Genomic DNA, 24120 nt, shown 5'->3' on the forward strand with positions numbered 1-24120 from the left:
ATGACCAATCGAACAGCTACAATACCAGTGGTTGTCTCGGTTCAGCCCTCAGTGGAAGCATTGCTCTTATTGGCGTTGCTCTCTCACACGAAGGTTTGAGTCGAATCGTCGCCCCGAGGAGCGCGGATGGTCGATACACCGGTGCTGGTCCCAGGTTTCCGCATCGGCTCGGTTGCCGCAAGCGCCGGCCAGATCTGCCTGCGCAGCTTGCCGTGGTTGCTGGTGCTCAACGCCCTGCCGAGCTTGCCGGCGCTGTTGATCCTGATCCTGACGGGCGACTCCGCGCAAAGCGCTTCCACGGCCTATCTCATATCGCTGCCTATCTCGATCATCCTGGTGATCTTCGCTCAAGGCGCCACCATCCTCGGAACCTTCCGCCTGTTGCAGGGCGAACCTTTCAACGTCGCCATATCGACACGCGCGGCCTGGTGGACGCTGCCAGTGCTCACCGGCACGGGCCTGTTGGTGGGGGTGATCGTGACGCTCGGCTTTGCGGCCCTCTTCGTGCCTGGCCTGATGGCGATCTGCGTTCTCTATGTCGCCCTGCCCGCCTGCATCGTCGAGCGGACCGGATTGGTCGAGAGCCTGGAGCGCAGCGCAGAACTGACGGACGGCTATCGCTGGCCGCTCTTCGGCCTGTTTCTGCTGACGACCCTGCCGGTTATGGCCTTGTCCGCGCTGACGGATGGACTCGACGATGGCTCCTCGCCCCTCCTCGGCATGCTCGGCCAGGAAGCTGCCACGCTGCTCTACAGCGCCGTCACGGCGGTGCTGACGACGATCTGCTTCGACCATCTGCGCCGGATCAAGGGCAGCTTCGTGATGCTGCACTGATCGTTGCGCCCCAACAGCAGCCGCCTCGAGGGGAATGACGCCGCCATACAATGGGAGGAATTGCACAGGCCATAGCGCTCACGCGCGGACAGACCCCGGTTTCGCGGTGCTCGCCCGAATGCAGTGTCTTGCCGGAAAACTGCGGTAAGGCTTTGCGGGAATCTGCTTCACTCAGGGCTTCGCCGGCTCGCCCGCCCGGCGCAAGCCCGAATTCTTGTCGTCGCGATAGCGCCCGAAAAGCTGGCCGCGCTCGAGTTCGGCCCGTTCGGCGGCGTAGAACGCCTGCAGGAAATCCCTGGCGGCATTGGACTCGAACGTGCCCTGCCAGCCGATACGGCGGATGATCTTCTCGGCGATCTCGCGGTGGATGCGCCAGGTCTCGGCACTCTCGGGCCGGCGCAGAATCTCCTCCAGCACCTGCAGCTCATAGGCGCCATAGGCCTGGAGCTGGCTGCTGGTAAAGGTGAAGCGCTGCGAGGCCCTGGCGGAGGCCTGGGTGAGGTCGAGCGCCAGGGAGCGCTTGGGCAATGCGATCACCAGCGTGCCGCCGATGAGATCGCCCGCACGCAAATGGTCACGGTTGAAGAAAGGCAGGGCAGTCAGCAGGATCACCCAGCCAAGCACGGACAGGATCTGCCAGCTCTCGTTGCCGCTGTCCGCCGCCATCAGCCCGAACACCAATTGCAGCGGCACGAAGAACTCGATCTCACGGGTGAGGTTGCGCGCCACGATCGCCGCCGGCGTCAGCACGCCGCCCTTACGGTCGATCACCTTGAGGCCTGTGGCGCGCTTGCCCGGCGTCTGGCCCTGCCAGGCGAGTTCGAAATGGATGAAATAGAGGTTGCGCAAGAGGAAGGAAGTGAAGGCGATGACGGTGACGGCGACATCCGCACCGGCGCCTCCGCTCAGCAAGGTGGATATCAGCGCGATCCAGATCAGGATCGTGGCACCGAACCAGATCACGACGTCGATCAAGAAGGCGCCAAGCCGCTCGCCGCGGTCGGCCACGTCCACGTGGATCGCGACACCCTCGGGCGTGATGATCTGGTGCGTGCGGCGCTGGCGGCCTTCCAGCAGCTCGGAGACGCGGTCGCCGGCAGGCGGCTTAGGTGGGGGGGCCATGTTGCTCCTCCTTGCGGCCGGACATGAAGTAGAGAAACCAGAGCACGGCCGTCACGCCGGCAAAGGCGAAACGCCAGGAGGTCACGCCGACGAGCTGCCGGAAGCCGCCCTCGATGATCCCGGCGATGAAAAGCATGGCGACCGACCCGCCCACGATGATGGCGGCCTGCTTGCCATGGATGGCCAGGCTTTCCAGCCGCGTATAGCGCCCCGGAAACAGGATCTTCTCGGCGACCAGCAGGCCGGCCGCGCCGCAGAGCACGAAGGCACCGAGCTCGGTGACCCCGTGGATCGAGAGCCAGCCGATGAAATCGACGAACACGCCGCGCCGGGCGTGAATGGCGATGAAGGCGCCAAGGATCAGCCCCTGATAGACCATCAGCAGCAGTGTCGGCACGCCAGCCATGAAGCCGAGGCCGAAGGAAAGGATGGCCACCATCGAATTGTGGCGGAAGAGATAATTGGCGAAGACGATGAAGGCATTCTTGAAGCCGGGCCAGGGCGCGAAGAGCTCGGTTGTACGCAGTTCCTCCGCCGTCACCGTCGGGCCGCGGCCATCGGAAAGGTCGTCGGGCATGATGGCGTTGAACCATTCCTCGTCGCTGGCGACGATCAGATAGCCGGCGATGATGCCGATCACCAGGGCGGAGAAGGAAATCAGGATATGCCAGCCGACCTTGCGCACCGCGGCCGGAAAACCGCGCCGGAAGAACTGGCCGAGGCCGGCAAACAGGCTGGTGCGTGGGCCATAAACGATCAGATAGGCCCTCAGCGTCAAACTCTCGAGATAGCGCAGGAGATTGCGGTCGAGTGCGATGGAGCGCGCCACCGAGAGTGAGGACAGCGCCGAGCGGTACAGCAGCGGCATCTTCTCCAGTTCGTCAGCCGAAACCGAACGGATGCCGCGCTTTTCGACGCGTTGCACCAGATCGTCCAGCTCGCGCCAGCTTTCCTCGCGCCCGCGGCGGAACTCGGCCGAGCGCAGCACGACATTGGCGCGCGGCTCCGGTGAGGTGCCGATGATGGTAGGCGCCGGGCCGCCAGCATCGCGGCCTGGAAATCCGGCATCGAGCATCGTCATAGCAGGCCTTTCTGCTTGATTTCGAGATAGCGGTTCAGAAGCGCGACCGAAAGCCCGCCTACGGGTACATCGACGCAATGCACGCCAAGCCTGGCGATGCGCTGCATCACGATCGCCCGTTCACGCGCGAAGTCATGCGCCACGACAGCCTCCGCCATAGTACCGAAATCCTGCGGCTCGGCCTCGACGAGGCGCGCCGTCAGCGGATCCTGCAGGGTGACGAAGATCACCGCATGACGGTTGGCCATGCGCTTCAGGCTCTCGATCAGCAATTCGGCCATCACGCTGTCGACGAATTCGGTGAACAGCACCACCAGTGCCCGGCGCTTCAGGCGCGAATTCAGTTCGGCGAGGCCGAGGGTGAAGTTGGTTTCCTCGGTGTGGTAGGCAAGCTGCGCCGCCGCCCGCTGCAGGCGTGAATAATAGGATCCGCCGCGGCCGGGATCGAGATATTGGCGGACGGTGGCGTCGAAGCCGAAGCTGCCGACGAGGTCGCCGGCGCGCAGACCCGTCCAGCCCAGCATCAGTCCGGCCTCGATGCCATGGTCGAGCCGCGCCAGCCCGTCGATCGGCTCCAGCATGAGATGGCCGGTGTCGAAGGCCAGGATAATCTGGTGGTTGCGCTCGATACGGAACTCCTTCGACAGGAGCTTGCGGTGGCGGGCCGATTGCTTCCAGTCGATGAAGCGAGAATCGAGCCCGGCCACATGTTCGCGCAGCGTATCGAACTCGGTACCTTCGCCCTTCTGGTTCTGCGTCTTGGTGCCGTAGATCGCGCTCTTGCTCAGCGCCTGGATCGCCGGCCCCCAGGACATGCGCGTGGAGGGCAGGATCTCGATCCTGTCGGCGAGCGCCTGGCGGACGCGGCATTCCACCAGACCCAACGGCCCCTGCCATCGCAGCCAGAGCGCCTGGAGCTCCACGATACCGCGTCGAAGCGCCGAGAACGGGATTGCAATGACTTCGGCCGGCCCGGCGAAGCGGATGGAACGGGCAGGCGGCGTTTCCAGCGGGCCATCGGTATCGATGGCCGCCTCGATCCAGACGGGGCGCACGGACTTGGCCGTGTTCAACGCCACCTCGATGCTGCTTTCATTGCCGACCGGCAGCCGCGGCGGTGCGCCGACACCGACGCCGAGCGCACGCTTCGGCATGATCAGCAGCGCGTCCACGCCCGTCACCAGCAGCGCCAGCAGGCTGAGATCGAAGGAGAACGGCCATAGGGCCGGATTCCAGACGAGCATCAGCAGGGCCACCGGAATCCCCAGGCTGAACAGCAGCACGGCGCGTGGCGTCGGTCGGATCATCGGGGGGCAGCCGTCTGGTCCAGGATCTCGCGCACGATACGGTCCGGCGTCAGGCCGTCGATCTCGGCATTGGGCGCGAGCACGATGCGGTGGCGCAGGATCGGCAGCGCCAGCCGTTTTACATCGTCGGGAATGACGAAATTGCGCCCGTTCAGCGCCGCGAGCGCCCGCACGGACGAGGCCAGCGCATTGGCAGAGCGGGTCGAGCCGCCCGTCTCGATCGCCTGGTGCTGGCGCGTGGCGCGCACGACATCGACGATATAGTCGATGATCTGCGGGTTCAGCACGATCTGCTCGCTGGTGACGCGCAGGTCCGCCAGCGTTGTCGGATCGGCCAGCGCCTGGATGCCGAAATCGGAGAGCCTGGGCATGGCCGAGCGGTGGCCATGCTGCGTGACGATCGCCCGTTCCTCGTCCCGCGTGGGATAGGCGACATCGATCTTGAACAGGAAGCGGTCGAGCTGGGCTTCCGGCAGGGGATAGGTGCCCTGCTGCTCGATCGGGTTTTGAGTCGCCACCACCATGAAGTCGGCGCCAAGGCTGTAGGTCTTCCCGTCGATAGTCACCGCACGCTCGTTCATGGCCTGCAGCAGGGCAGCCTGCGTCTTGGGCGGTGTACGGTTGATCTCGTCGGCCAGCAGGAGGTCGGTGAAGATCGGGCCCTGGGTCAGCACGAAGCTGTTGGTCTGGAAATTGAAGAGATTGGTGCCGAGCACGTCGCCCGGCATCATGTCCGGCGTGAACTGCACGCGGCCGAAATTCAGCGACAGGGTCGAGGCGAAAGCCTGTGCCAGCAAGGTCTTGCCGGTGCCCGGCACGCCTTCGAGCAGGATATGGCCGCCGCAGAGCAAGCCGGTGAGCATCAGCTCGATGACCTCGTCCTGGCCCACGATGGCCTTGCCGACCTCCTTGCGTATGCCGTCGGCGATCTCAGCTACGTGCTGAAGTTCCATCGGAGATATCTTCCTTCCATTGATGAATGTCGCGCGCAGCCTGGAACAGCACGAGGAGGCTGGTGCTGTGGCTGTCCGAGGTGCGAGCAAGGATATCGGCGGATTTGGTATCGATGCCGCGCGACGCGCCAATCTTGTCGAGCCAGGCGGCCAGCTGCTCGTCGTCGAGTTGGCGCGGCGCGTGGAACAGTCGGCCGGCATCGCGGAGGGTCGCGCGGACATAGCGGCGCATCACAAAAGCATGGTGCCCGGCCCGGTCGAGCAGTGAGGCGGTGTTGGCGATCAGGCGCCCTTTGCCGAAATCAAAGGCGGGCGGCGCCTGGCGCGGCTTGCCGAAGCGGGACGTCGTCGCCCATATCAGCAGGCCGGCGGCGCTCAATACGAGCACCAGCACGATGACATAGGGGAACTGGAACAGCTTCTTGAAAGGGCTGTCGACGACATTGACCATGCCGTGGATGGTTTCGTCGAACACCACCTTGCCACTGTCCCCGTCGCGCATGGCGTTGAGGAGAGCCATGGCGAAAGCCGCATTCCTGCCCTTGGCCAGCCCATGGTTTTCGATGATGTCGGGATCGGATAGGACCCAGGTGCGGCGGTCACCGTCGAGCTTCTCGCCGATCAGCATGCCCTGCGCATTGCCGACGATCGGGGTCAGCGCATCGCTCTTGATCAGCTGGGCACCGTCGTCGAAGGAGGGATCGATACCAATCTCGTTGCGGTCCCAGGCTCTCGGCGGATCGCCGCGCGTGATGCTGGCCTTGGCATCGACCAGACCGACAATGCCGGCCACCCAGCTCTCCGGTATCGGGGAGGTCGAGCGGATCCAGCCCGAACGCGACCGATCGGCGCTCGCCCAGCGCTTGGGCAGGACGAGCAGTACATTGGATTCCCGCCCGAGGCGAATAATGTCGTCGCTGGAGAAGGAGGAGGTCGGCTCCGCCATCACCAGGATGCCCCCCTCGCCCGGCGCCACCACGCCGTTGATGCGACTGCGCTCCACCGGAATGTCGAAGCGCTGCGCCAGTTCATAAAGGCCGGCATGGCCGATGGCCGAGATCGACTTGGTCGTCGTGGCGTAGCTGGTATCCTCGGACGAGCCGTTGATCATCAGCAGCATGGAGAGCGCAAACACCGCTGTCGCGCCAGCGATCAGCACGGCGACGACCGGTCCGGAGAAGGTCGATTGCTCGCTCATGAAGCCAGCCTCGCCTGCATGGCTTGTGTCAGCCTCTCATAGCTGTCGCGGCAGGCGGCATAGTCCCGCTCACTGGCCGGATGCTCGCCGAAATAGACCACCTCGACACGGCGAATGATGTCCGCGAGCGAGAGCTTGCCGACCTCGGGCAGGCTTAGCACCTTTAGGATCTCGCGGCTGGTGAGCGAATCCGCGAAGCTGACATTGAGACGCCGCCGCACCTCGATCAGGCTCCTTAGTAGGAGCGCGTGCATGGCCTCGGCGATGCGTCCCTGCCGTGCCAGTTCGTCGGCCTCCATCTGGGCCACCACCATTCGCTCGACCGCGGCATCATGGACGGCCTGGACCGCCTGATCCCTGGCTACCAGCCTGCGGCGGCCAAGCGCCGGCAGGCGGTCGCGCATGGTCCAGATCGCGAAGACGATGCCGGCAAGGAGAGCGCCGTAAAGCAGGAAGCGGACGAAGTCGCCGGCCATGAATTTGCCGATATCGGAACGGGGCCTCTCGGCCTGCTTCGCCCTGGTCTCGGGGGTGATGATTTCGTTCTTGTTGCCGGGCAAGTCCGGTTGCAGGCCGAGGTCACGCGTTACGTCCTGCGCTGTCACTGCCGGATCGGGCGCAGCAAGCGCAGGAATGGCCGCCGCCGAAGCGAGCATGGTCAAGATAATGATGGCCACACGCAGGCATGCTACGACACGCCCGCCAGTCCCTTCAAATATCTTGTTAAAATCTCGCAACAAACGCCGGCAAGCCCACCTTCATTCGGACAGCATGTCGTGCTCGCCCATGCGGAGCAAGCACCCAGGGAACACAATCGACCTCACCACCCACATTTGCCAACGGAAGGTGATCGTCGCCGGTATCCTGCGGTCGGGATGCGACAGCTGCATCACTGCGTTCTATCTTTGTTCAGATATCGTGGCTAGGCTCTGGCGGCCTGTCGAATCGCGCCGGGCTGCCTTCACCGTCCGCCACGAGGTCAGGCCATGAATGCCCACGCAGCAGCCGTCAAAACCGCCGAACCGCTGGACTACCTGGCGAGACTCAACGAGGGCCAGCGCCGTGCCGTTGAGCATGGCGGAGGCAAGGCAGCCGCGCCACTGCTGATCATCGCCGGCGCCGGGTCCGGCAAGACCAACACGCTCGCCCACCGCGTGGCTCATCTGATCGCCGAAGGCGCCGATCCCCGCCGCATGCTGCTGCTCACCTTCTCGCGCCGGGCAGCCGACGACATGAGGCGCCGGGTCGAGCGCATCGCCACCAGCGTGCTCGGGGCCAAGGGCTCGAGCCTCAGCGAGGGTCTTGCCTGGGCCGGCACCTTCCATGCCATCGGCGCCCGGCTCCTGCGCGAACATGCCTTCCAGATCGGGCTCGATCCCTCCTTCACCATCCATGACCGGGAGGATTCGGCCGATCTGATGAACCTGGTGCGCCACGAACTCGGCTTCTCGAAGAAGGAGAACCGCTTTCCCACCAAGAATACCTGCCTCACCATCTATTCGCGCGTGGTGAATGCGCAGGAGGAGCTGGAGGGCGTATTGAAGGAGGCCTTCCCCTGGTGCCTCGATTGCGCGGCGGACCTGCACGCCCTCTTCTCCGGCTATGTCGAGGCCAAGCTCCAGAACAATGTGCTCGACTATGACGACCTGCTGCTCTGGTGGTCGCAGATGGTGGCCGAGCCGATGATCGCCGCCGATATCGCAGCGCGCTTCGATCATGTCCTTGTCGACGAGTATCAGGATACCAACCGCCTGCAATCCTCCATCCTCCTGGCTCTCAAGCCCGACGGCCATGGCCTGACGGTGGTGGGGGACGATGCGCAGTCGATCTATTCCTTTCGCGCCGCCACGGTGCGCAACATCCTGGATTTCCCGGAGCAGTTCTCACCGCCCGCGGAGATCGTCACGCTCGACCGCAATTACCGCTCGACCCAGCCGATCCTCTCTGCCGCCAATGCGGTGATCAGCCTCGCCAGCGAGCGCTTCACCAAGAATCTCTGGACAGACCGCCAATCCACCGAAAAGCCACAACTCGTCACGGTCAGGGACGAGGCGTCGCAAGCCGATTTCGTCGCCGCCCGCATCCTGGAAAACCGCGAGGAGGGCATGACTTTGAAGCAGCAGGCCGTGCTGTTCCGCACCTCGCACCATTCCGGCCCGCTGGAGGTGGAACTCGTGCGGCGCAATATTCCCTTCGTGAAGTTCGGCGGCCTGAAGTTTCTCGACGCTGCCCATGTCAAGGACATGCTGGCCGTGCTGCGCTGGGCCCAGAACCCGCGCGACCGCGTGGCCGGTTTCCGCGTCCTGCAATTGCTGCCGGGCGTCGGGCCCGGCAGCGCCGCCAAGGTGCTGGACGCCGTCGATGTCGACGACATCGCCACCCTGCCCGTCCCGCCCCGCGCCGGCGAGGATTGGCCACCCTTCGTGGCCATGGTCCAGGCCCTGCGCAGGAACCAGAGCGAATGGCCCGGCGAGATGGAAGCTGTACGGCGCTGGTATGAGCCCCATCTCGACCGTATGCATGAGGACGCCACCGTGCGGCGCGCCGACCTCCTGCAGCTCGAACAAATCGCGGCGAGTTACGCTTCGCGCGAGCGCTTCCTCACCGAGCTGACCCTTGACCCGCCCAGCGCCACCAGCGACGAGGCGGGACCGCCCTCCCGCGACGAGGATTATCTCATCCTTTCCACCATCCACTCCGCCAAGGGGCAGGAGTGGAAGTCCGTCTTCGTGCTCAACACCGTCGATGGCTGCCTGCCGGCCGATGTTGCCGCCGGCTCGAAGAACGAGCTGGAGGAAGAGCGCCGCCTCCTCTATGTCGCCATGACCCGGGCGCGCGACAGCCTGCACCTCGTCATGCCGCAGCGCTTCTTCACCCACGGCCAGCATGCCCAGGGCGATCGGCACATCTATGCCAACCGCACGCGCTTCATCCCGGCGGCCATTCTCTCGCATTTCGAGCAGGTAATGTGGCCGATGGCCTCCGCTTCGAGCACATCCGGGGCGAGAACTGTTCACAAGCCGGTAGACTTGCGCGACAAGATGCGTGGCATGTGGCGCTGACTGGGAGCGCCGACGTCTTGTCTGCGTTTGAACCACCGCATCAATCGGAAGAGGCGCATGCCGGTGTGCCGGTCAGGCCCTTCTGCGAGCGGCCATCTTGCCCATCTGAAATGCCGATCCTGTCAGACGAGGAAATCCCAATGACCACCCTGCCCTCCGCCATGACTGCGGTCGCCATCAGCACACCCGGTGGCCCTGAGGTGCTGGTACCCGAACAGCGGCCGCTGCCGGCGTTCGGCGATACCGAAATCCTGATCAAGGTGGCGGCCGCCGGCGTGAACCGGCCGGATGTGTTCCAGCGCGCGGGCGCCTATCCCCCGCCCAAGGGGGCCTCGGACCTGCCGGGGCTCGAGGTGGCCGGCGAGGTCGCAGCTGTCGGCCCCGCCGTCAAGCGCTGGAAGCTGGGCGACAAGGTCTGTGCCCTCACCCCGGGCGGAGGCTATGCCGACTATGTGCGCACCGACGAAAGCCACGCGCTGCCGATCCCCGACGGGCTGGATATGATCCACGCCGCCGCGCTGCCGGAGACCTTCTTCACCGTCTGGTACAATGCCTTCCAGCGCGGGCAGCTGAAGGCCGGGGAGACCTTCCTGGTGCATGGAGGCTCCTCGGGCATCGGCACCACGGCGATCATGCTGGGCAGGGCCTTCGGTGCCAGCGTGATCGTCACCGCCGGCTCGGCCGAAAAATGCGAGGCGTGCCTTAAATTGGGAGCGGATATCGCCATCAACTACAGGCTGGGCGACTGGGCTGTCGCCGTGAAGGAGGCGACGGAGGGGCATGGCCCCAACCTGATCCTCGACATGGTGGGCGGGGCCTACATCAGCAAGAACTACGATGTGGTGGCGATGGATGGCCGCATCGTCAGCATCGCCTTCCTGGAAGGCTCGAAGGTCGAGCTCGATTTCACCCGCTTGATGACCAAGCGCCTTGTCCATACCGGCTCGACGCTGCGGCCTCAATCGGTGGCGGCGAAGGCGGCGATTGCCCGCGATTTGGAGACGAAGGTGTGGCCCCTGCTCGCGGAGGGGCACTGCCGGCCTCTCATCTATAAGACCTTCCCGCTCGCCAAGGCGGCCGAAGCGCATGCCTTGATGGAAGCCGGTAGCCATATCGGGAAGATCGTGCTGACCGTGTAGGCGGCAGATTCAGGCCGCCACCTTCTCATTGACGTAGCCGGCTTCAGCGATAGCTTCGCGCAGACGGGCCTCGTTGGCCGCGCTTTTCACCGAGACGGTGTGCGCGCCAAGATTGGCGTCGACAGTGGCCTTGGGATCAATGGATTTTACGGCACCATCAATCGTCTTGATGCAATGGCCGCAGCTCATTTCGGGGACTTTCAGGGTGATCATGGGATTCTCCACGGTTTAGCAGTATTGTAAAGCTTCCCATCGTTGGAAGGTTAAGCGCAATCGGTGCCCCTTGACCTTCCAATCATGGGAAGGATTACTTACATGAGCAATACCCGGAAAGGGATTGCCATGTCTTCGTTCCACGACGCCTCGACCACCTATGAACTCGCCATCGACGGCATGACCTGCGCCTCCTGCGTGCGGCGGGTCGAGAAGGCCATCGCCGGCTCGCCCGGCGTTTCCAGGGCCTCCGTCAATCTGGCGACCGAACGTGCCCAGGTCGATTTCGCCGCCAAGCCGGATCTTCCGCCCGTGCTGGCCGCTATCGCCAAAGCGGGCTATGAGGCGCATGTCATCGAGGAAGAACGTGCCGATGATCCCGAGCGCAGCGCACGCACCGCCGAACTCGCCTCCCTGCGTCGCGACCTCACCCTCGCCGCCGCGCTGACCTTGCCCGTCTTCCTGGTGGAGATGGCCTCGCATCTCGTGCCGGCCTTTCATCACCAGGTAATGATGACGCTCGGCGCGGGGAACTGGTACGCCCAGTTCGTGCTCACCAGCCTCGTCCTGTTCGGACCCGGCCTGCGCTTCTTCCGCAAGGGCGTTCCCACCTTTCTGCGCGGCACACCGGACATGAACGCGCTGGTGGCACTCGGAGCGGGAGCTGCCTGGCTGTATTCCGTGGTCGCCACATTCCTCCCCGCCTTGCTGCCGGAGGGCACTGCCAATGTCTATTACGAGGCCGCTGGTGTGATCGTGACGCTGATCCTACTCGGCCGCTATCTCGAAGCCCGCGCCAAGGGCGAAACGAGCGAGGCCATCCGCAAGCTGGCCGCGCTTCAGGCCAAGACGGCGCTGCGCCTGCGTGACGGTGTCGAGCTCGAGGTGCCGATTACCGAACTCAAGGCAGGCGACCTCATCCGCGTACGTCCCGGAGAGAAGATCGCTGTCGACGGCGAGGTGATCGAAGGCTCCTCCTTTGTCGACGAAGCGATGATATCCGGTGAGCCAGTGCCGGTTGCCAAGACCGCGGGCACAGAAGTCATCGGGGGCACCATCAACAAGACAGGCAGCTTCACCTTCCGTGCCACCAAGGTCGGCTCGAAGACGCTGCTGGCGCAGATCATTCGCATGGTCGAGGCCGCCCAGGGCGCGAAGCTGCCGATCCAGACACTGGTCGACCGCATCACCGCCTGGTTCGTGCCCGGCGTGATCGCTGCCGCCGTGGTCACCTTCGTGGCCTGGCTGATCCTCGGCCCGAGCCCGGCGCTGAGCTTTGCGCTCGTCAATGCCGTGGCTGTGCTGATCATCGCCTGCCCCTGTGCCATGGGCCTGGCGACGCCAACCTCGATCATGGTTGGCAGCGGCCGCGCCGCCGAGCTTGGCGTGCTCTTCCGGCGCGGTGATGCACTGCAGAGTCTGCGCGACATCGGCGTTATCGCGTTCGACAAGACAGGCACGCTGACGTCAGGCAGCCCGGCGGTCACGGATTTCGAGCTGGTCCCCGGTTTCGACGGTAATGAGGTGCTCGCACTCATCGCCGCCGTCGAGGCTCGCTCCGAACACCCTATCGCGACAGCCATCGTTGAGGCGGCCCGGGAGCGCAATCTCCTGCTGCAGCCGGTGGATGGCTTCCAGGCTGAGCCGGGCCGGGGTGTTGTCGGCAGCATCGGAGGCCGCACCGTCCTCATCGGTTCGTGGCGGTGGCTGGCCGAGCGTGGCATCGATACATCTGGCCTCGCCGCCAGAGCCGGCGCCCTCGGCGAAGCGGCCCGCACGCCCCTGATCGCTGTTATCGACGGCCGGGTCGCCGCTCTCATTGGCGTCGCCGATCCCGTCAAGCCCTCAGCGGCAGCGACCGTCGCTGCCCTCAAAGCCTCAGGCTTGGACGTGGCGATGATCACGGGCGACAACCGCAAGACGGCCGAAGCCATTGCGAGAAAGCTGGGGATCGATCTTGTCGAGGCCGAGATCCTGCCGGATGGCAAGGCGGAGGCAGTGAAACGCCTCGCTGCCGGTGGCCGCAAGGTGGCCTTCGTGGGCGACGGCATCAACGACGCCCCGGCTCTCGCCAGCGCCGATGCGGGCATCGCCTTAGGCACGGGTACGGATATCGCCATCGAGAGTGCCGATGTGGTGCTGATGTCAGGAGATCCTCTCGGCGTCCTGAGGGCGATCGGCCTCTCGAAGGCGACCATGCGCAATATCGGGCAGAACCTGTTCTGGGCTTTTGCCTATAATGTCGCACTGATCCCGATCGCCGCCGGTCTGCTCTACCCCTTCAACAGCACCCTGCTCTCGCCCATGCTGGCGGCGGGCGCCATGGCGCTGTCCAGCGTCTTCGTCGTCACCAATGCGTTAAGGCTGAGGCGGTTCCAGCCCACCACAACCTCCACCTGATGGGAGTTCCTGCCATGAATATCGGTGAAGCTGCCGCCACCTCCGGCGTCTCGGCCAAGATGATCCGCTATTATGAATCGATCGGCCTGGTGGCTAATGTCGCCCGCACCGAGGCGGGCTACCGCGTCTATGGCGCCAGCGACATCCACGCCCTGCGCTTCATCCGCCGCGCCCGCGACCTCGGCTTTTCGGTCGAGCAAATGGAGACGCTGCTGGCCCTGTGGAGCGATCGCACGCGCGCGAGCGCCGACGTGAAACGCGTGGCGGAAGCCCACATCGCCGAGTTGGAGCGCAAGATGAAGGAAATCGAGGGCATGGCAAAGACACTGCGCCACCTCGTGCACAACTGTCACGGCGACGGCCGGCCGGATTGCCCGATCCTCGAGGATCTCTCGCACGGATTGGAGGCCGCGCCGAAGCCTGCGAAAGCAAGGCGAAGGGCGGCGTGAAGGGCGCGACAGGCGGTGCAGTCACCCCAGTTAGATCTCCACTTCGGTAGAATGGATGCGATGGCTGGGATCGCGGACGTCCTCGTCCGCCTCTTCCCTCCGTGACCCCAGCGCCTCCTTCACTAATGTCTCGCCGGTCAAACCGAGTAAACCCAGTCCTCCCCCATGCCTATCCTTCCCATTCTCCGTTTCCCCGATCCCCGTCTTCGCCTTGCCGCCACGCCCGTCAGCGCTTTCGGCGCGCCGCTGGAGGCCCTTGCGGCCGATCTCCTCGACACCATGCGCGCTGCGCCAGGCATCGGCATCACCGCACCGCATCTCGGCATTCTCCAGCGGCTGACCGTGCTGGAACTGCCGGGCGAGAATCGCATGCGGCTCTATGCCAATCCGCGCATACTATGGTCGTCCGAGGAAATGCAGGACCATGTCGAGGGTAGTGTCTCCATGCCAGGGGTGACGGAGAGCCTCACACGCCCGGCTCGTGTGCGCGTGGCCTATCAGGACAAGCATGGTGTCGAGCAGACCGAGGAAGCCGACGGCCTGCTTGCGGTCTGCCTGCAACATGAAATCGACCAGCTCGACGGCATCTTCTGGATCCAACGCCTCTCCCGCCTTAAGCGCGAGCGGGTTATCAAGCGTTTCGAGAAGCAGCGCTGATGCACGTTAAAGTTGCGTAATGTCATTCCCCTCCAAAGATTTTACGCCGAATGTCGGCTAGCCTGCCGCCCGTTCGTCCTTCGGACGGTCGAAGCAGGAGGAAGCGATATGGCCTATGTCGATGGTTTCGTGGTGGCGGTTCCCAGACAGAATCTGAAAGCTTATGAGGATATGGCGCGTCTGGCCGGCACCGTCTGGAAGGAGCACGGCGCCCTTACCTATGTCGAATGTGTCGGCGACGACGTTCCCTATGGCGAGCTGACCTCGTTCCCGCGCTCGGTCCAGGCCAAGGACGACGAGGTGGTGGTGTTCTCCTGGATCACTTATCCCTCGCGCCAGGAACGCGACGCCATCAACGCCAAGGTCATGGCCGATCCCCGCTTGAAGGACAGCATGACCAGCGCGCCTTTTGATGCCAAGCGCATGATCTATGGCGGCTTCACGACGCTGATGGAGATGTGAGCGGGAGCACGCATCATTCTTCTCAGACTTAGTGAACGACGTGCCTTGGCTCGCCTGACCGAGGGTGGATGACGTCCGCCCGGATTCGGGGCCATACTCGGGACCGGCAGGAAACCGGTTGAAAGGCGCAGGATGACGGCGAATAAAACCAATCCCAAGGTCGACGCATTTTTGAATGGAGCCAAGACCTGGCGCGAGGAATTCGAAAGATTGCGGACCATCGTACTCGAATGCCAGCTGACGGAAGAGTTCAAGTGGGGTCATCCCTGCTACACGTTCCAGGACGCCAACATCGTTCTCATCCATGGCTTCAAGGACTATTGCGCGCTGCTGTTCTTCAAGGGCGCGCTGTTGAAGGATGACGCTGGCATCCTCATCCAGCAGACGGAGCATGTGCAGGCTGGACGCCAGATGCGCTTCACCCATCTCCAGGATATAGTGAAACAGGCAAATGCCCTGAAATCCTATATCCACGAGGCCATCGAGGTGGAGAAAGCCGGCCTGAAGGTAGAACTCAAGAAGACCCGGGAATTCGCCATGCCCGAGGAGCTTCAGACGCGATTGGATGAGGACCCGAACTTGAAGAAGGCTTTCGAGGCCTTAACGCCAGGGCGGCAGAGGGGCTACATTCTTTATTTCTCCTCCGCCAAGCAAGCCAAGACCCGGGAGGCGAGGATCGAGAAATGCAGGCAGCCGATTCTCAATGGAAAGGGATTGGACGATTAAGGTGGCGGACGTTCATTTGGGATTGGAGAACAAGGGACGCTGCGGTTGATCCCCAAAGACCCCTACCCCTTCACCGCCGCCGCATAGATATCCGGCTTGAAGCCAACCAACAGCTTGCCATTGCCGAGGTCGAGCACCGGGCGCTTGATCATCGAGGGCTGGGCCAGCATCAGTGCGATGGCCTTGCTCTCGTCTAGCCCCTGCCTGTCGGCTTCAGGCAGCGCCTTGAAGGTGGTGCCAGCCTTGTTGAGCAGGACTTCCCAGCCGACATTCCTGCTCCAGGCCTGCAGGTGCCGGCGGTCGATGCCCTCGGCCTTGTAGTCGTGGAAGGCATAGGCGACGCCATGGCCATCGAGCCACGTGCGCGCCTTCTTCATGGTGTCGCAGTTCTTGATGCCGTAGATGGTGATCGTCATAGAATGGCCCTGGGAAGCGAAACATTGGACTGTCGATCACCGATCGACATCTTGGATGCGGAACGTTTTCAGGAGAGGAAGATGGCGATCGGTGATCGCCACACTGGGTGTGGCGTGCCCAATCCTGCGAATCTTCCCCCTCCCTACGCCCGCTTTTCCGTCACGAAGAACAGCAGGGCAAGCACCGGCAGGCAGAAGCCAATCCAGGAAGCCATCGTCCAGCCTCCATGGGCGAAGGCCCAGCCGCCTAGCGCCGAGCCGATGGCGCCGCCGCAGAAGAAGGTGGCCATATAGAGCCCGTTGAGGCGGCTGCGATATTCGTCGCCCAGCGCATAGATCAGGCGCTGTCCCAGCACGAGATTGGAGGTGACGCCGAAATCGAGCACGATGGCCGCCGCGATCAGCAAGGCGAGCGAAAGGGTTGAACCGGGCTCGGCGATATGGGTCAGCAGGAAGGCGACGGCGCCCAGCGACATGGCGATAGCCGAAGCCGGCCGGCTCCAGCCACGGTCGGCGATGCGTCCGGCGATGGGCGCAGCCACGGCACCCGCCGCACCGGCCAGCGCCACCAACGCAATGCCGGACTGGCTCATGCCGAAGGCGGGACTCGCCAGCCACAGCGGCGATGTCGTCCAGAACAGGCTGAAGGCGCTGAACATGCCGGCCTGGTAGAGAGCGCGGCGGCGCAGGATCGGCGTCGTGCGCACGAGCATCGCCATCGAGGCGAGCAGACCGCGATAACTCGGACCGGGCGGAGGCTGGCGCCAGGGCAAGGCGCGCAGAAGCACGAGGCCGAGCACTACCATCATGGCAATGGAGAGCACGAATACGACATGCCAGGACGTGTAGTCAGTGATCAGGCTCGATACCGGCCGGGCCAGCATGATGCCGATCATCAGGCCACTCATGACATTGCCGACCACGCGGCCGCGCTGCTCCGCCGGTGCGAGAAAGGCAGCGAAGGGCACGATGATCTGAATGGCAACGGAGCCGATGCCGATAAACAGCGCCGCGACCAGAAACTGCACGTCATTGCGCGCCATCAGTGCGCCGGCGAGCCCGAGCACGGAGATCGAGAGCACGCTGACGATCAGCTTGCGGTTCTCGATGAGATCGCCGAGCGGCACGAGGAAGAGCAGGCCAGTGCCGTAGCCGACCTGCGTCATGGTGACGATGAGACCGGCCGCCGCGGGCGACATGCCAAGATCGGCGCTGATCAGGCCGATGAGCGGCTGGGCGTAATAGAGGTTCGCGGCAATCATGCCGCAGGCGGCGGCCATCAACAGCGTCACCCAAGCGGGCGTATCGGGGGCAGACGCCGCCTCGCTCGACGAAGCAATATCGGACATGAAAGCCTGCGCATGAAAAGGCAAAGACGCCTGATGGTTGAGGCGCCTCGTTAATTTGAAAGACAATTGTGGTGTTGTGTCACAGGACGTGGCGGTTTGGCCAGTCACTTCGTGGGGGAGAACGGTCGAAAGGCGTGCGCGTCTCGCCTCCCCCACGAAGCTTGGGAGGGCCCGCGCCTTTCTCAGCCTGGTCAGCGAGAATGGATAGGGATGCCCCCTATCCCATCCTGATTCTCGCACCCGAGCCCGGGTCGAACAGGCGCAGATCCCCCGACGTGATCGCCAGCTTCACCATCTCGCCCACAGTGATCTGCGGGCGCTCCGTGGTGAAGAGCTTGAGGTCCTGTCCGCCGATCTGGAGATGGGCGACGGTGCCCAAACCCGTCGGCTCGATGAGGTCGACGCGGGCGGGGACGTCGCCTGCCGAAGATAGCACCACACGCTCGGGGCGGATGCCGACGATCACGCTGGAAGGCAGGCCCTTGCCCGGCAGCGTGGCGAGTGGCGTATCGCCCACCTTCAGCATCTGCCCGTCCGCGCCCGAGGCAGGTGCCACCTCGGCATTGAGGAAATTCATCGCCGGCGAGCCGATGAAACCGGCCACGAACATGTTGGCGGGATCGTCATAGAGATCCAAGGGAGCGCCGACCTGCTGGATCACGCCACCCTGCATGGCAACGATGCGGTCGGCCATGGTCATGGCCTCGATCTGGTCGTGGGTGACATAGACCGATGTGGCGTTGAGGTCGCGGTGGAGCTTCTTGATCTCGAAGCGCATCTGTTCGCGCAGGCGCGCATCGAGATTCGACAGAGGTTCGTCGAACAGGAAGGCTTTGGGGTCGCGCACGATGGCACGGCCCATGGCGACGCGCTGGCGCTGTCCGCCGGAAAGCTGGCGTGGCTTGCGCCCTTGTAGCGCGTCGAGCCCCAGCTTGGTGCCCGCATGGTTGACCGCCTTGGTGATGAAATCCGAGGTTTTCTTCCTCAGCTTCAGGGCGTAGCTCATGTTGTCGCGCACGCTCATATGTGGATAGAGCGCATAGGACTGGAAGACCATGGCGATGTCCCTGTCCTTGGGTGGCAGGTCGTTGACCGTCTTGCCGTCGATCAGGATCTCGCCCTGCGAAGTGTCCTCCAACCCCGCAATCAGGCGCAGCAGCGTGGACTTGCCGCAGCCCGAAGGCCCCACAAGTACTACGAACTCGCCCGAACGGATCGAGAGGTCGATGCCCTTGAGGATGGGTACGGCGCCGTAGTTCTTGCGTACGGCTTTCACATCGATGTTTGCCATCGCGAGTTTCCTTTCAACCCTTCACGGCGCCGGCCGTGAGTCCCTGCACCAGATAGCGCTGGATCAGGAAGAAGAAGATGCAGACGGGGATGAGCGCCAGCACACCAGCCGCCATCATCTGCCCGAAGTCGACCGCAAACTTCGAAACGAAGTTGAGCAGGCCCACCGGGAAGGTGATGACATTGTCTTTGGTGTTGAGCATCAACGCGAAGAGGAGTTCGCTCCATGCCGCCGTGAAGACGAAGCCGAGCGTCGCCGCGATGCCCGGCATGGTCAGCGGCAGGATGATCTGGCGTAGCGCTCCGAAGCGCGTAGCACCATCGATCATCGCAGCTTCCTCCAGGTCCTTCGGAATGCCGTCGAAGAAGGACTGCATCAGGAAGGCGGCGAAGGGCACGTTGTAGGTAGTGTAGATGATGATCAAGCCGGTGAGCGAGTTGTTGAGGCCGAGCGGCTGGAAGAGCTTAAAGATTGGCGCGATGATCATCACCAGCGGGAACATCTGGGTCACCAGCATCAGCCCGACGAGCCAGAACTTGCCGCGATAGACGAAGCGCGAGAAGGAATAGCCCGCTCCCGCCGCGACGATGGTGGTGAAGAAGGCCGTGCAGGCGGAGATGATCACGCTGTTGCGGAAATAAAGCGGAAAGTCGGTCGCCTTGATCACCGAGACATAGTGGTCGAAGCTGAAGCGGGAGGGCCAGAACTTTACGCCCTCTGTATAGAGCAGGTCGTTCGGCGTGATCGAGACCTTGAACACCCAATAGAGTGGGAAGAGCGCGAAAACGAGGAAGACCGCGATCAGCAGATAGTGAAAGACCCAGTAGATCGACCGTTTTGTGGAGCGGCGCATGGTCAAGCCCTCCTGATCAGCATCTGGCGCAGCCCGATTAGCGTGACCGCGTAGAGAAGGAGCAGGACGAGCAGCACCAGCGAGATGGCCGAGGCATAGCCGAAATCAAGCCGCATATAGGCCTGCGTGTAGATGTAGCTCGCGATGATCTGGGTGGAGTCGGCCGGCCCGCCACGCGTCATCACCACGATGAGGTCGGCCGAATTGGCGATCCACACAGCGCGCAAAAGCACGGTGATGGCGATAGTGGGCGCCAGGAATGGCACGGTGATCGACCAGAAGCGTTTGATCGGACCGGCGCCATCGATCTCGGCCGCCTCATAGATATCCTGCGGGATCGCCTGCAGGGCGGCGAGCAGCGTGATGGCAAAGAAAGGAAAGCCCCACCAGACATTGGCGACGATCGGGCCCCAGATGGCATGATCCGGGCTGGACAGGATGTTGTCGGGCGTCGCCATCAGGCCAAGACCGAAGAGCCAGTGTGGCACGGGCCCGACGATGGGGTTGAACATCCAGGCCCAGTTCAGGCCCGAGAGAAAGCTCGGCACCGCCCAGGGCAGGAAGACCAGCGCCTGCACTACGCCGCGTCCGGGGAACGGGCGGTTGAGCAGCAGGGCCAGGATCAGGCCGAGAATGAATTGCAGGACCACCGAAACGGCCGTCCACAAGACGGTGTTCTTCAGGGCGTTCCAGAAATTGCCGTCGGCCCAGATGTCGCGGAAATGCTCGAGCCCGACATAGCCGCCGCCGAAGGGCTTCAGGAGTTCGATATCCCTGAAGGCGTAGGACATGCCGATGGCGAGCGGCACCAGCATGATCGCCGCGATCAGGATAACCGAGGGTGCCGCATAGAGCCAGGGTTCGAGCGCCAGCCAGTAGCTTCGGCTCCGGCGCACGGACTGGATGGAGATATCTGCCGATGCCATTCCGTTTCCGATCGTCAATGGGTGGGATGAGGTGGCGAGAGCACAGATGAGCGAAATGAAACATCTAGGAAGGAAGCAAGGGGACCTCGCTGGTGCATCTCGTTCACAGGCGCCCATATCTCGCCCAGCCGGTGACCTCGCCGCCTGCTCCCGAACCCTTGAGGTTCGAGAGCAGACAGGAAGCCTGTGGTGCCGGGAGGGTTACTTCTTGGCCAGGAACTTCTGCTGGGCCTTGGTGAGGTAATCCGCCCACTGGCTGGCGAGCTGTTCGGGCGTGAGCTGGCCAAGCAGAGCCTGCTGCGTCGTCTTCACGGCGATGGAGTCGGCGAAATAGGCGAACTCTTCCAGATAGGTCGGCATCACCAGCGGCACGACGTTCGAATCGCCGAGTTCAGCGAACCAGCCCTTGAACTTCGGATCGGCATAGAAGGGATCCTTCTCGGCCGACTTGTACACCGGCAGGGCGCCGGTTCGCTTGTTCCAGATGATGTTGCCTTCGGGCCCATCGAGGGTGGCGATCAGCTTCCAGGCGAGGTCCTTGTTCTCGGAATTGGCGAACATCGACCATGAGCCATAGCCCAGCGTCGGGAAGGTCTTGCCGGCCGGGCCCTTGGGCATGGGCGCGACGTCGTAATCGTCCTTGCCCATCTTGTCAGCCACGGCGATCAGCGCATCCGGATCCTGGTCCAGCATGGCGCAGGTGCCGGAATAAAAGCCGGTGACGATCTCATTGAAGCCCCAGTTCACGCTGTCCTTGGGCGCATAGCCGTTCTTGTAAAGGTCCGTCAGCACCTGGACGCCCTTCACCCAGCCGGGATCGGCCATGGTGGAGGTGCCGTCCTGTTTGAAGAAGGTGCCGTCGCCGGCCATGTCGGCGCCGAACATCATCCAGCCATTGAGGCCGCCCGGCCCCCCGCGCAGGCAGTAGCCGTACTTGCCGGGAATGGCGGAGATCTTCTTGGCATCCTCCACGAACTCGTCGACCGTCTTGGGCGGTCCGTCGATTCCGGCCTGCGCAAACAGCTTCTTGTTGTAGAACAAGGCGCGCAGATAGAAGCCATAGGGCAGCGCATAGGCCGTGTTGTTGACATAGCGGCCCATCTGCAGGGCGCGGTCATTCAGTTCCTTGGTGTGCTCCCACTTGGCCAGATAGGGTTCGAGATTTTCGAGCATGCCGTTGTTGGCATAGAGTGACTGCCAGCGGTCCGGCATCTCCACCACGTCGGGCGTGTCGCCTGCCGAGACCATCGTGGCGAATTTCTCGAAGGCCTGGCCCCAGGGCAGCGAGGTGATCTCGACCTTCACGCCCGGATTGGCGTCTTCGAAGGTCTTGACGATCTGCTTGAGCGTCTCGGTCCTCTCCGGGCTGGTGATCACCTCGGTCAGTTTCAGCGTGGTGTCGGCCCAGGCCGGCATGGTGATGGCAAATGAGGCCGTGGCGGCCAGTAGCAGCTTTCTGAACATTGGGACTCCCCTCTCCTGCTTTTTGCAGTTCGATTTCAAGACATGCCCTAGGCACTTCCCAGAAAAGTCGGCAGACCTTTCGGCTAAGAAAGTGCGTCGAAACAAAGAGTTAGAGAAAAATTGAGATTCAACGAAATCGCAATTTGCTCTAGCAAACAGAGTCTGAGCGCGCGAGGCGCCAGTGGTGCCGCTCCTATTTTTTTGACGCGGCAAGAGCCTGGGTGATGTCGGCCCACAGGGCCTCCGCCCCTTCCAGGCCGATGTGAAGGCGCACGATGCGGGCGGAAACGCCGAAATCGAGCGCCGAATTGGGTCCGGCATTCTGGGCTTGGGCCACCAAGGCTGGCACGACGAGGCTTTCATGGCCGCCCCAGCTGACGCCGAGCTTGAACAGCCGCAGCGCATTGACGAAGGCGGGAATGTCGACGCTGTCGTCGAGCGCGAAGGAGAATAAGCCGGAAGTGCCGCTGAGGCTCGCCGGAAGGGCGTTGCCGAGGCCGGGATGGTGCACCGCCGTCACCTCTGGCAGCTGGCCGAGGCGCCGGGCAATGATGAGCGCAGCCGCCTCATGCGCCTTCATGCGCGTCGGCAGCGTGCGCAACCCCCGCAGCAGCAGCCAGGCCTCGAAGGGCGCGAGCTTTGCGCCGAGATAGGGCGTGATCGTCTTGCGGATGACGTCCATCAGGTCCCCGCGTCCAGCGGCCACGCCGGCCACCACGTCGGAATGCCCGCTGATATATTTAGAGGCCGAATGAATTACGATGTCGACGCCGTGGCGGATCGGCTGCTGGAAGACGGGCGTCGCCCAGGAGTTGTCGATCACGGTGATGACGCCGTTCGCCCTGGCAAGATCGGCCATGGCCCGGATGTCCTGCGCCTCCATCATCCAGCTATTCGGGCTCTCCATATAGAGGAGCTTCGCCCCTGGCAGCGCCTTGGCGACGGCTTCGAGGTCGCGGCCGTCGACATAGACGGTCTCCACCCGCCAGCGCTTCAGCAGCGTTTCGAACAGGCGGTAGGCATCGGGATAGACGTGGCGCACGCACACGATGCGATCGCCTGGCTCGACAAAGGCGAGCACGGTGGAGGAAATCGCCCCCATGCCACTGGCAAAGCCGATGGCGTCCTGCGTGCATTCGAGCTCGGCCATCTTCTGCTCGAACAGGCGCGTGGTGGGATTGGTGGTGCGGGAATAGACGGGCCTCGCACGCTCGCCGCGATAGGTGGCCGCCATCTCTTCGAAGGTTGCAAAGGTGAAGAGCGAACTCTGCACGATGGGCGGCACCACGGCTTCGAAGGCGTGCTCGTCGTCATGGGTGACGACAAGGCTGGCGCGGTCAAAATCGGCAAGAGGTTCCGTCATCTGGACATGTCCTTAATGTCTTCTTCGACAATCTCGAGAATAGAGAGCGTCTTTTGCCGCGCCGTGTCCGGATCATGACAGGCGATGGCGTTGAAAAGTTCTCGATGAAAAGGAAAGGACCGGCGCGCGAAGTCGGGCCGGTCGAAAGGCTCTTCAAAAAAACTCTCGAAGGCTTCGCGCATCTGTTCAAGCAGCTGGCCGAACAGGGGGTTGTGAGTGGCGTCATAGATGGCGAGGTGGAAGGCAAGATCCTCCCGCCCGGACGTGCCCTTGACGAGATGCACCGCCTCCATGGCGTTGAGCTTGGCCTCGATGATGGCGATATCCTCAGGGGTGGCGCGCAATGCCGCGAGCGCACTGGCCTCCCCTTCCAGGCCGCGTCGCACGTCGAGTGTCTGCAACAGGCGGTCGCGCAAGAGGGCGGCGTCGATTACCAGCGGCACATGGATGGTGTCGGCCGACATGCCGCGCAACAGGTAGGTGCCGCTGCCCTTGCGCGATTCAACCACACCGAGGGCCTGCAGCTTGCGGATCACCTCGCGAACCGTCGAGCGCCCCACCGCCAGCGCCTGCATGAGCTGGCGCTCGGTCGGCAGCTGGTCGCCGGGCTGCAGGCCGGAGCTGGCAATGAACCCGCCAATGGCGCGCATCACGTCGTCCGCCCGGTCGGCGGACGGCAGCGGAGCAAGGCCCTGGAGGGTTGCATTCGGCAAGGATGAATTCCAGAAAAGCAAGCGAGCTAAAATTGGTCTGACATCTGACTATTTTTTGTCAGAGCGGAGATGTCAAGAGCGTTGCGGGCAAGAATACGATTTTACCGGTGGCTCGATCGCGCTCGTATGAGCTACAGGGCGC

Annotated in this window: 22 protein-coding genes and 1 pseudogene; 8 read left to right on the forward strand and 15 right to left on the reverse strand. The window is 63.4% G+C overall.

Annotated elements, in window-relative coordinates; translation table 11 throughout:
• The first annotated feature begins 126 nt into the window (after window positions 1–126).
• Window positions 127–834, forward strand: coding sequence for a hypothetical protein (locus tag ACMDCR_RS18500; protein ID WP_413988015.1), 708 nt, complete (start codon window positions 127–129; stop codon window positions 832–834).
• Between the two features lie 171 nt (window positions 835–1005).
• On the opposite strand, the gene ACMDCR_RS18505 is transcribed toward ACMDCR_RS18500, so the two are convergent.
• From ACMDCR_RS18505 to ACMDCR_RS18530, 6 genes are read right to left on the reverse strand one after another with little or no spacing between them, the layout of a single operon-like run.
• Entirely contained in the window at window positions 1006–1956 is a 951-nt protein-coding gene (locus ACMDCR_RS18505; RefSeq protein ID WP_413988016.1) for an RDD family protein, read from the reverse strand.
• Complete coding sequence (locus tag ACMDCR_RS18510) at window positions 1940–3037, reverse strand: stage II sporulation protein M (RefSeq protein ID WP_413988017.1); 1098 nt, start codon at window positions 3035–3037, stop codon at window positions 1940–1942. The genes ACMDCR_RS18505 and ACMDCR_RS18510 overlap by 17 nt, the downstream gene beginning before the upstream one ends.
• On the reverse strand, window positions 3034–4344 hold the full coding sequence (locus ACMDCR_RS18515; protein WP_413988018.1) for a DUF58 domain-containing protein: 1311 nt from the start codon (window positions 4342–4344) through the stop codon (window positions 3034–3036). The genes ACMDCR_RS18510 and ACMDCR_RS18515 overlap by 4 nt, the downstream gene beginning before the upstream one ends.
• Window positions 4341–5297: an AAA family ATPase gene (locus tag ACMDCR_RS18520; protein WP_413988019.1), complete on the reverse strand. Its 957-nt coding sequence runs from the start codon at window positions 5295–5297 to the stop codon at window positions 4341–4343. Before ACMDCR_RS18520 ends, ACMDCR_RS18515 begins: the two co-directional genes overlap by 4 nt.
• Window positions 5275–6495 (reverse strand): DUF4350 domain-containing protein, encoded by a 1221-nt coding sequence (locus ACMDCR_RS18525; RefSeq protein WP_413988020.1) that lies wholly within the window; start codon window positions 6493–6495, stop codon window positions 5275–5277. The genes ACMDCR_RS18520 and ACMDCR_RS18525 overlap by 23 nt, the downstream gene beginning before the upstream one ends.
• The gene (locus ACMDCR_RS18530; protein ID WP_413988021.1) at window positions 6492–7172 is read right to left on the reverse strand and encodes a hypothetical protein; all 681 of its coding nucleotides are present in this window, start codon (window positions 7170–7172) and stop codon (window positions 6492–6494) included. Before ACMDCR_RS18530 ends, ACMDCR_RS18525 begins: the two co-directional genes overlap by 4 nt.
• Window positions 7173–7481: 309 nt before the next feature.
• Between ACMDCR_RS18530 and ACMDCR_RS18535 the strand changes: the two genes are divergently transcribed.
• Both ACMDCR_RS18535 and ACMDCR_RS18540 read left to right on the forward strand, forming a co-directional pair.
• Complete coding sequence (locus ACMDCR_RS18535; RefSeq protein ID WP_413988022.1) at window positions 7482–9557, forward strand: ATP-dependent helicase; 2076 nt, start codon at window positions 7482–7484, stop codon at window positions 9555–9557.
• 140 nt (window positions 9558–9697) lie between these two features.
• The gene (locus ACMDCR_RS18540; RefSeq protein ID WP_413988023.1) at window positions 9698–10696 is read left to right on the forward strand and encodes an NAD(P)H-quinone oxidoreductase; all 999 of its coding nucleotides are present in this window, start codon (window positions 9698–9700) and stop codon (window positions 10694–10696) included.
• Window positions 10697–10705: 9 nt separating this feature from the next.
• On the opposite strand, the gene ACMDCR_RS18545 is transcribed toward ACMDCR_RS18540, so the two are convergent.
• Window positions 10706–10909 carry a heavy-metal-associated domain-containing protein gene (locus ACMDCR_RS18545; protein WP_413988024.1) on the reverse strand — a complete coding sequence of 68 codons (204 nt, stop codon included), beginning with the start codon at window positions 10907–10909 and terminating at the stop codon, window positions 10706–10708.
• A 117-nt stretch (window positions 10910–11026) separates the two neighbouring features.
• Here ACMDCR_RS18545 and ACMDCR_RS18550 point away from each other — a divergent pair.
• The 5 genes and pseudogenes from ACMDCR_RS18550 to ACMDCR_RS18570 all read left to right on the forward strand — a co-directional run.
• Window positions 11027–13309 (forward strand): annotated as a pseudogene (locus ACMDCR_RS18550) (heavy metal translocating P-type ATPase); the annotation flags it as partial.
• A 14-nt stretch (window positions 13310–13323) separates the two neighbouring features.
• Window positions 13324–13758 (forward strand): Cu(I)-responsive transcriptional regulator, encoded by a 435-nt coding sequence (gene cueR, locus ACMDCR_RS18555; protein WP_413988025.1) that lies wholly within the window; start codon window positions 13324–13326, stop codon window positions 13756–13758.
• Window positions 13759–13923: 165 nt separating this feature from the next.
• Window positions 13924–14415, forward strand: coding sequence for a peptide deformylase (locus tag ACMDCR_RS18560; RefSeq protein WP_413988026.1), 492 nt, complete (start codon window positions 13924–13926; stop codon window positions 14413–14415).
• A gap of 108 nt (window positions 14416–14523) precedes the next feature.
• Window positions 14524–14877, forward strand: a complete 354-nt coding sequence (locus tag ACMDCR_RS18565) for a DUF1428 domain-containing protein (protein ID WP_413988027.1) — start codon at window positions 14524–14526, stop codon at window positions 14875–14877.
• A 132-nt stretch (window positions 14878–15009) separates the two neighbouring features.
• Complete coding sequence (locus ACMDCR_RS18570) at window positions 15010–15603, forward strand: YdeI/OmpD-associated family protein (protein WP_413988028.1); 594 nt, start codon at window positions 15010–15012, stop codon at window positions 15601–15603.
• Window positions 15604–15665: 62 nt separating this feature from the next.
• Here the strand turns inward: ACMDCR_RS18570 and ACMDCR_RS18575 are convergent, their stop codons facing one another.
• The 8 genes from ACMDCR_RS18575 to ACMDCR_RS18610 form a co-directional block, all read right to left on the reverse strand.
• Window positions 15666–16019, reverse strand: a complete 354-nt coding sequence (locus tag ACMDCR_RS18575) for an ArsC family reductase (RefSeq protein WP_413988029.1) — start codon at window positions 16017–16019, stop codon at window positions 15666–15668.
• Window positions 16020–16162: 143 nt separating this feature from the next.
• Window positions 16163–17368 (reverse strand): MFS transporter, encoded by a 1206-nt coding sequence (locus tag ACMDCR_RS18580; protein ID WP_413988030.1) that lies wholly within the window; start codon window positions 17366–17368, stop codon window positions 16163–16165.
• 217 nt (window positions 17369–17585) lie between these two features.
• Window positions 17586–18659: an ABC transporter ATP-binding protein gene (locus ACMDCR_RS18585; protein WP_413988031.1), complete on the reverse strand. Its 1074-nt coding sequence runs from the start codon at window positions 18657–18659 to the stop codon at window positions 17586–17588.
• Between the two features lie 13 nt (window positions 18660–18672).
• Window positions 18673–19512, reverse strand: a complete 840-nt coding sequence (locus ACMDCR_RS18590) for a carbohydrate ABC transporter permease (RefSeq protein WP_413988032.1) — start codon at window positions 19510–19512, stop codon at window positions 18673–18675.
• Between the two features lie 2 nt (window positions 19513–19514).
• Window positions 19515–20438: a carbohydrate ABC transporter permease gene (locus ACMDCR_RS18595; RefSeq protein WP_413988033.1), complete on the reverse strand. Its 924-nt coding sequence runs from the start codon at window positions 20436–20438 to the stop codon at window positions 19515–19517.
• A gap of 201 nt (window positions 20439–20639) precedes the next feature.
• Window positions 20640–21902 (reverse strand): ABC transporter substrate-binding protein, encoded by a 1263-nt coding sequence (locus tag ACMDCR_RS18600; protein ID WP_413988034.1) that lies wholly within the window; start codon window positions 21900–21902, stop codon window positions 20640–20642.
• A 193-nt stretch (window positions 21903–22095) separates the two neighbouring features.
• Window positions 22096–23265 carry a PLP-dependent transferase gene (locus tag ACMDCR_RS18605; protein WP_413988035.1) on the reverse strand — a complete coding sequence of 390 codons (1170 nt, stop codon included), beginning with the start codon at window positions 23263–23265 and terminating at the stop codon, window positions 22096–22098.
• Window positions 23262–23978 (reverse strand): FadR/GntR family transcriptional regulator, encoded by a 717-nt coding sequence (locus tag ACMDCR_RS18610; protein ID WP_413988036.1) that lies wholly within the window; start codon window positions 23976–23978, stop codon window positions 23262–23264. The genes ACMDCR_RS18605 and ACMDCR_RS18610 overlap by 4 nt, the downstream gene beginning before the upstream one ends.
• Window positions 23979–24120: the final 142 nt, after the last annotated feature.

It is taken from the genome of Labrys okinawensis, from assembly GCF_047345005.1.
In the GTDB taxonomy this organism is placed as follows: Bacteria; Pseudomonadota; Alphaproteobacteria; order Rhizobiales; family Labraceae; genus Labrys; species Labrys okinawensis.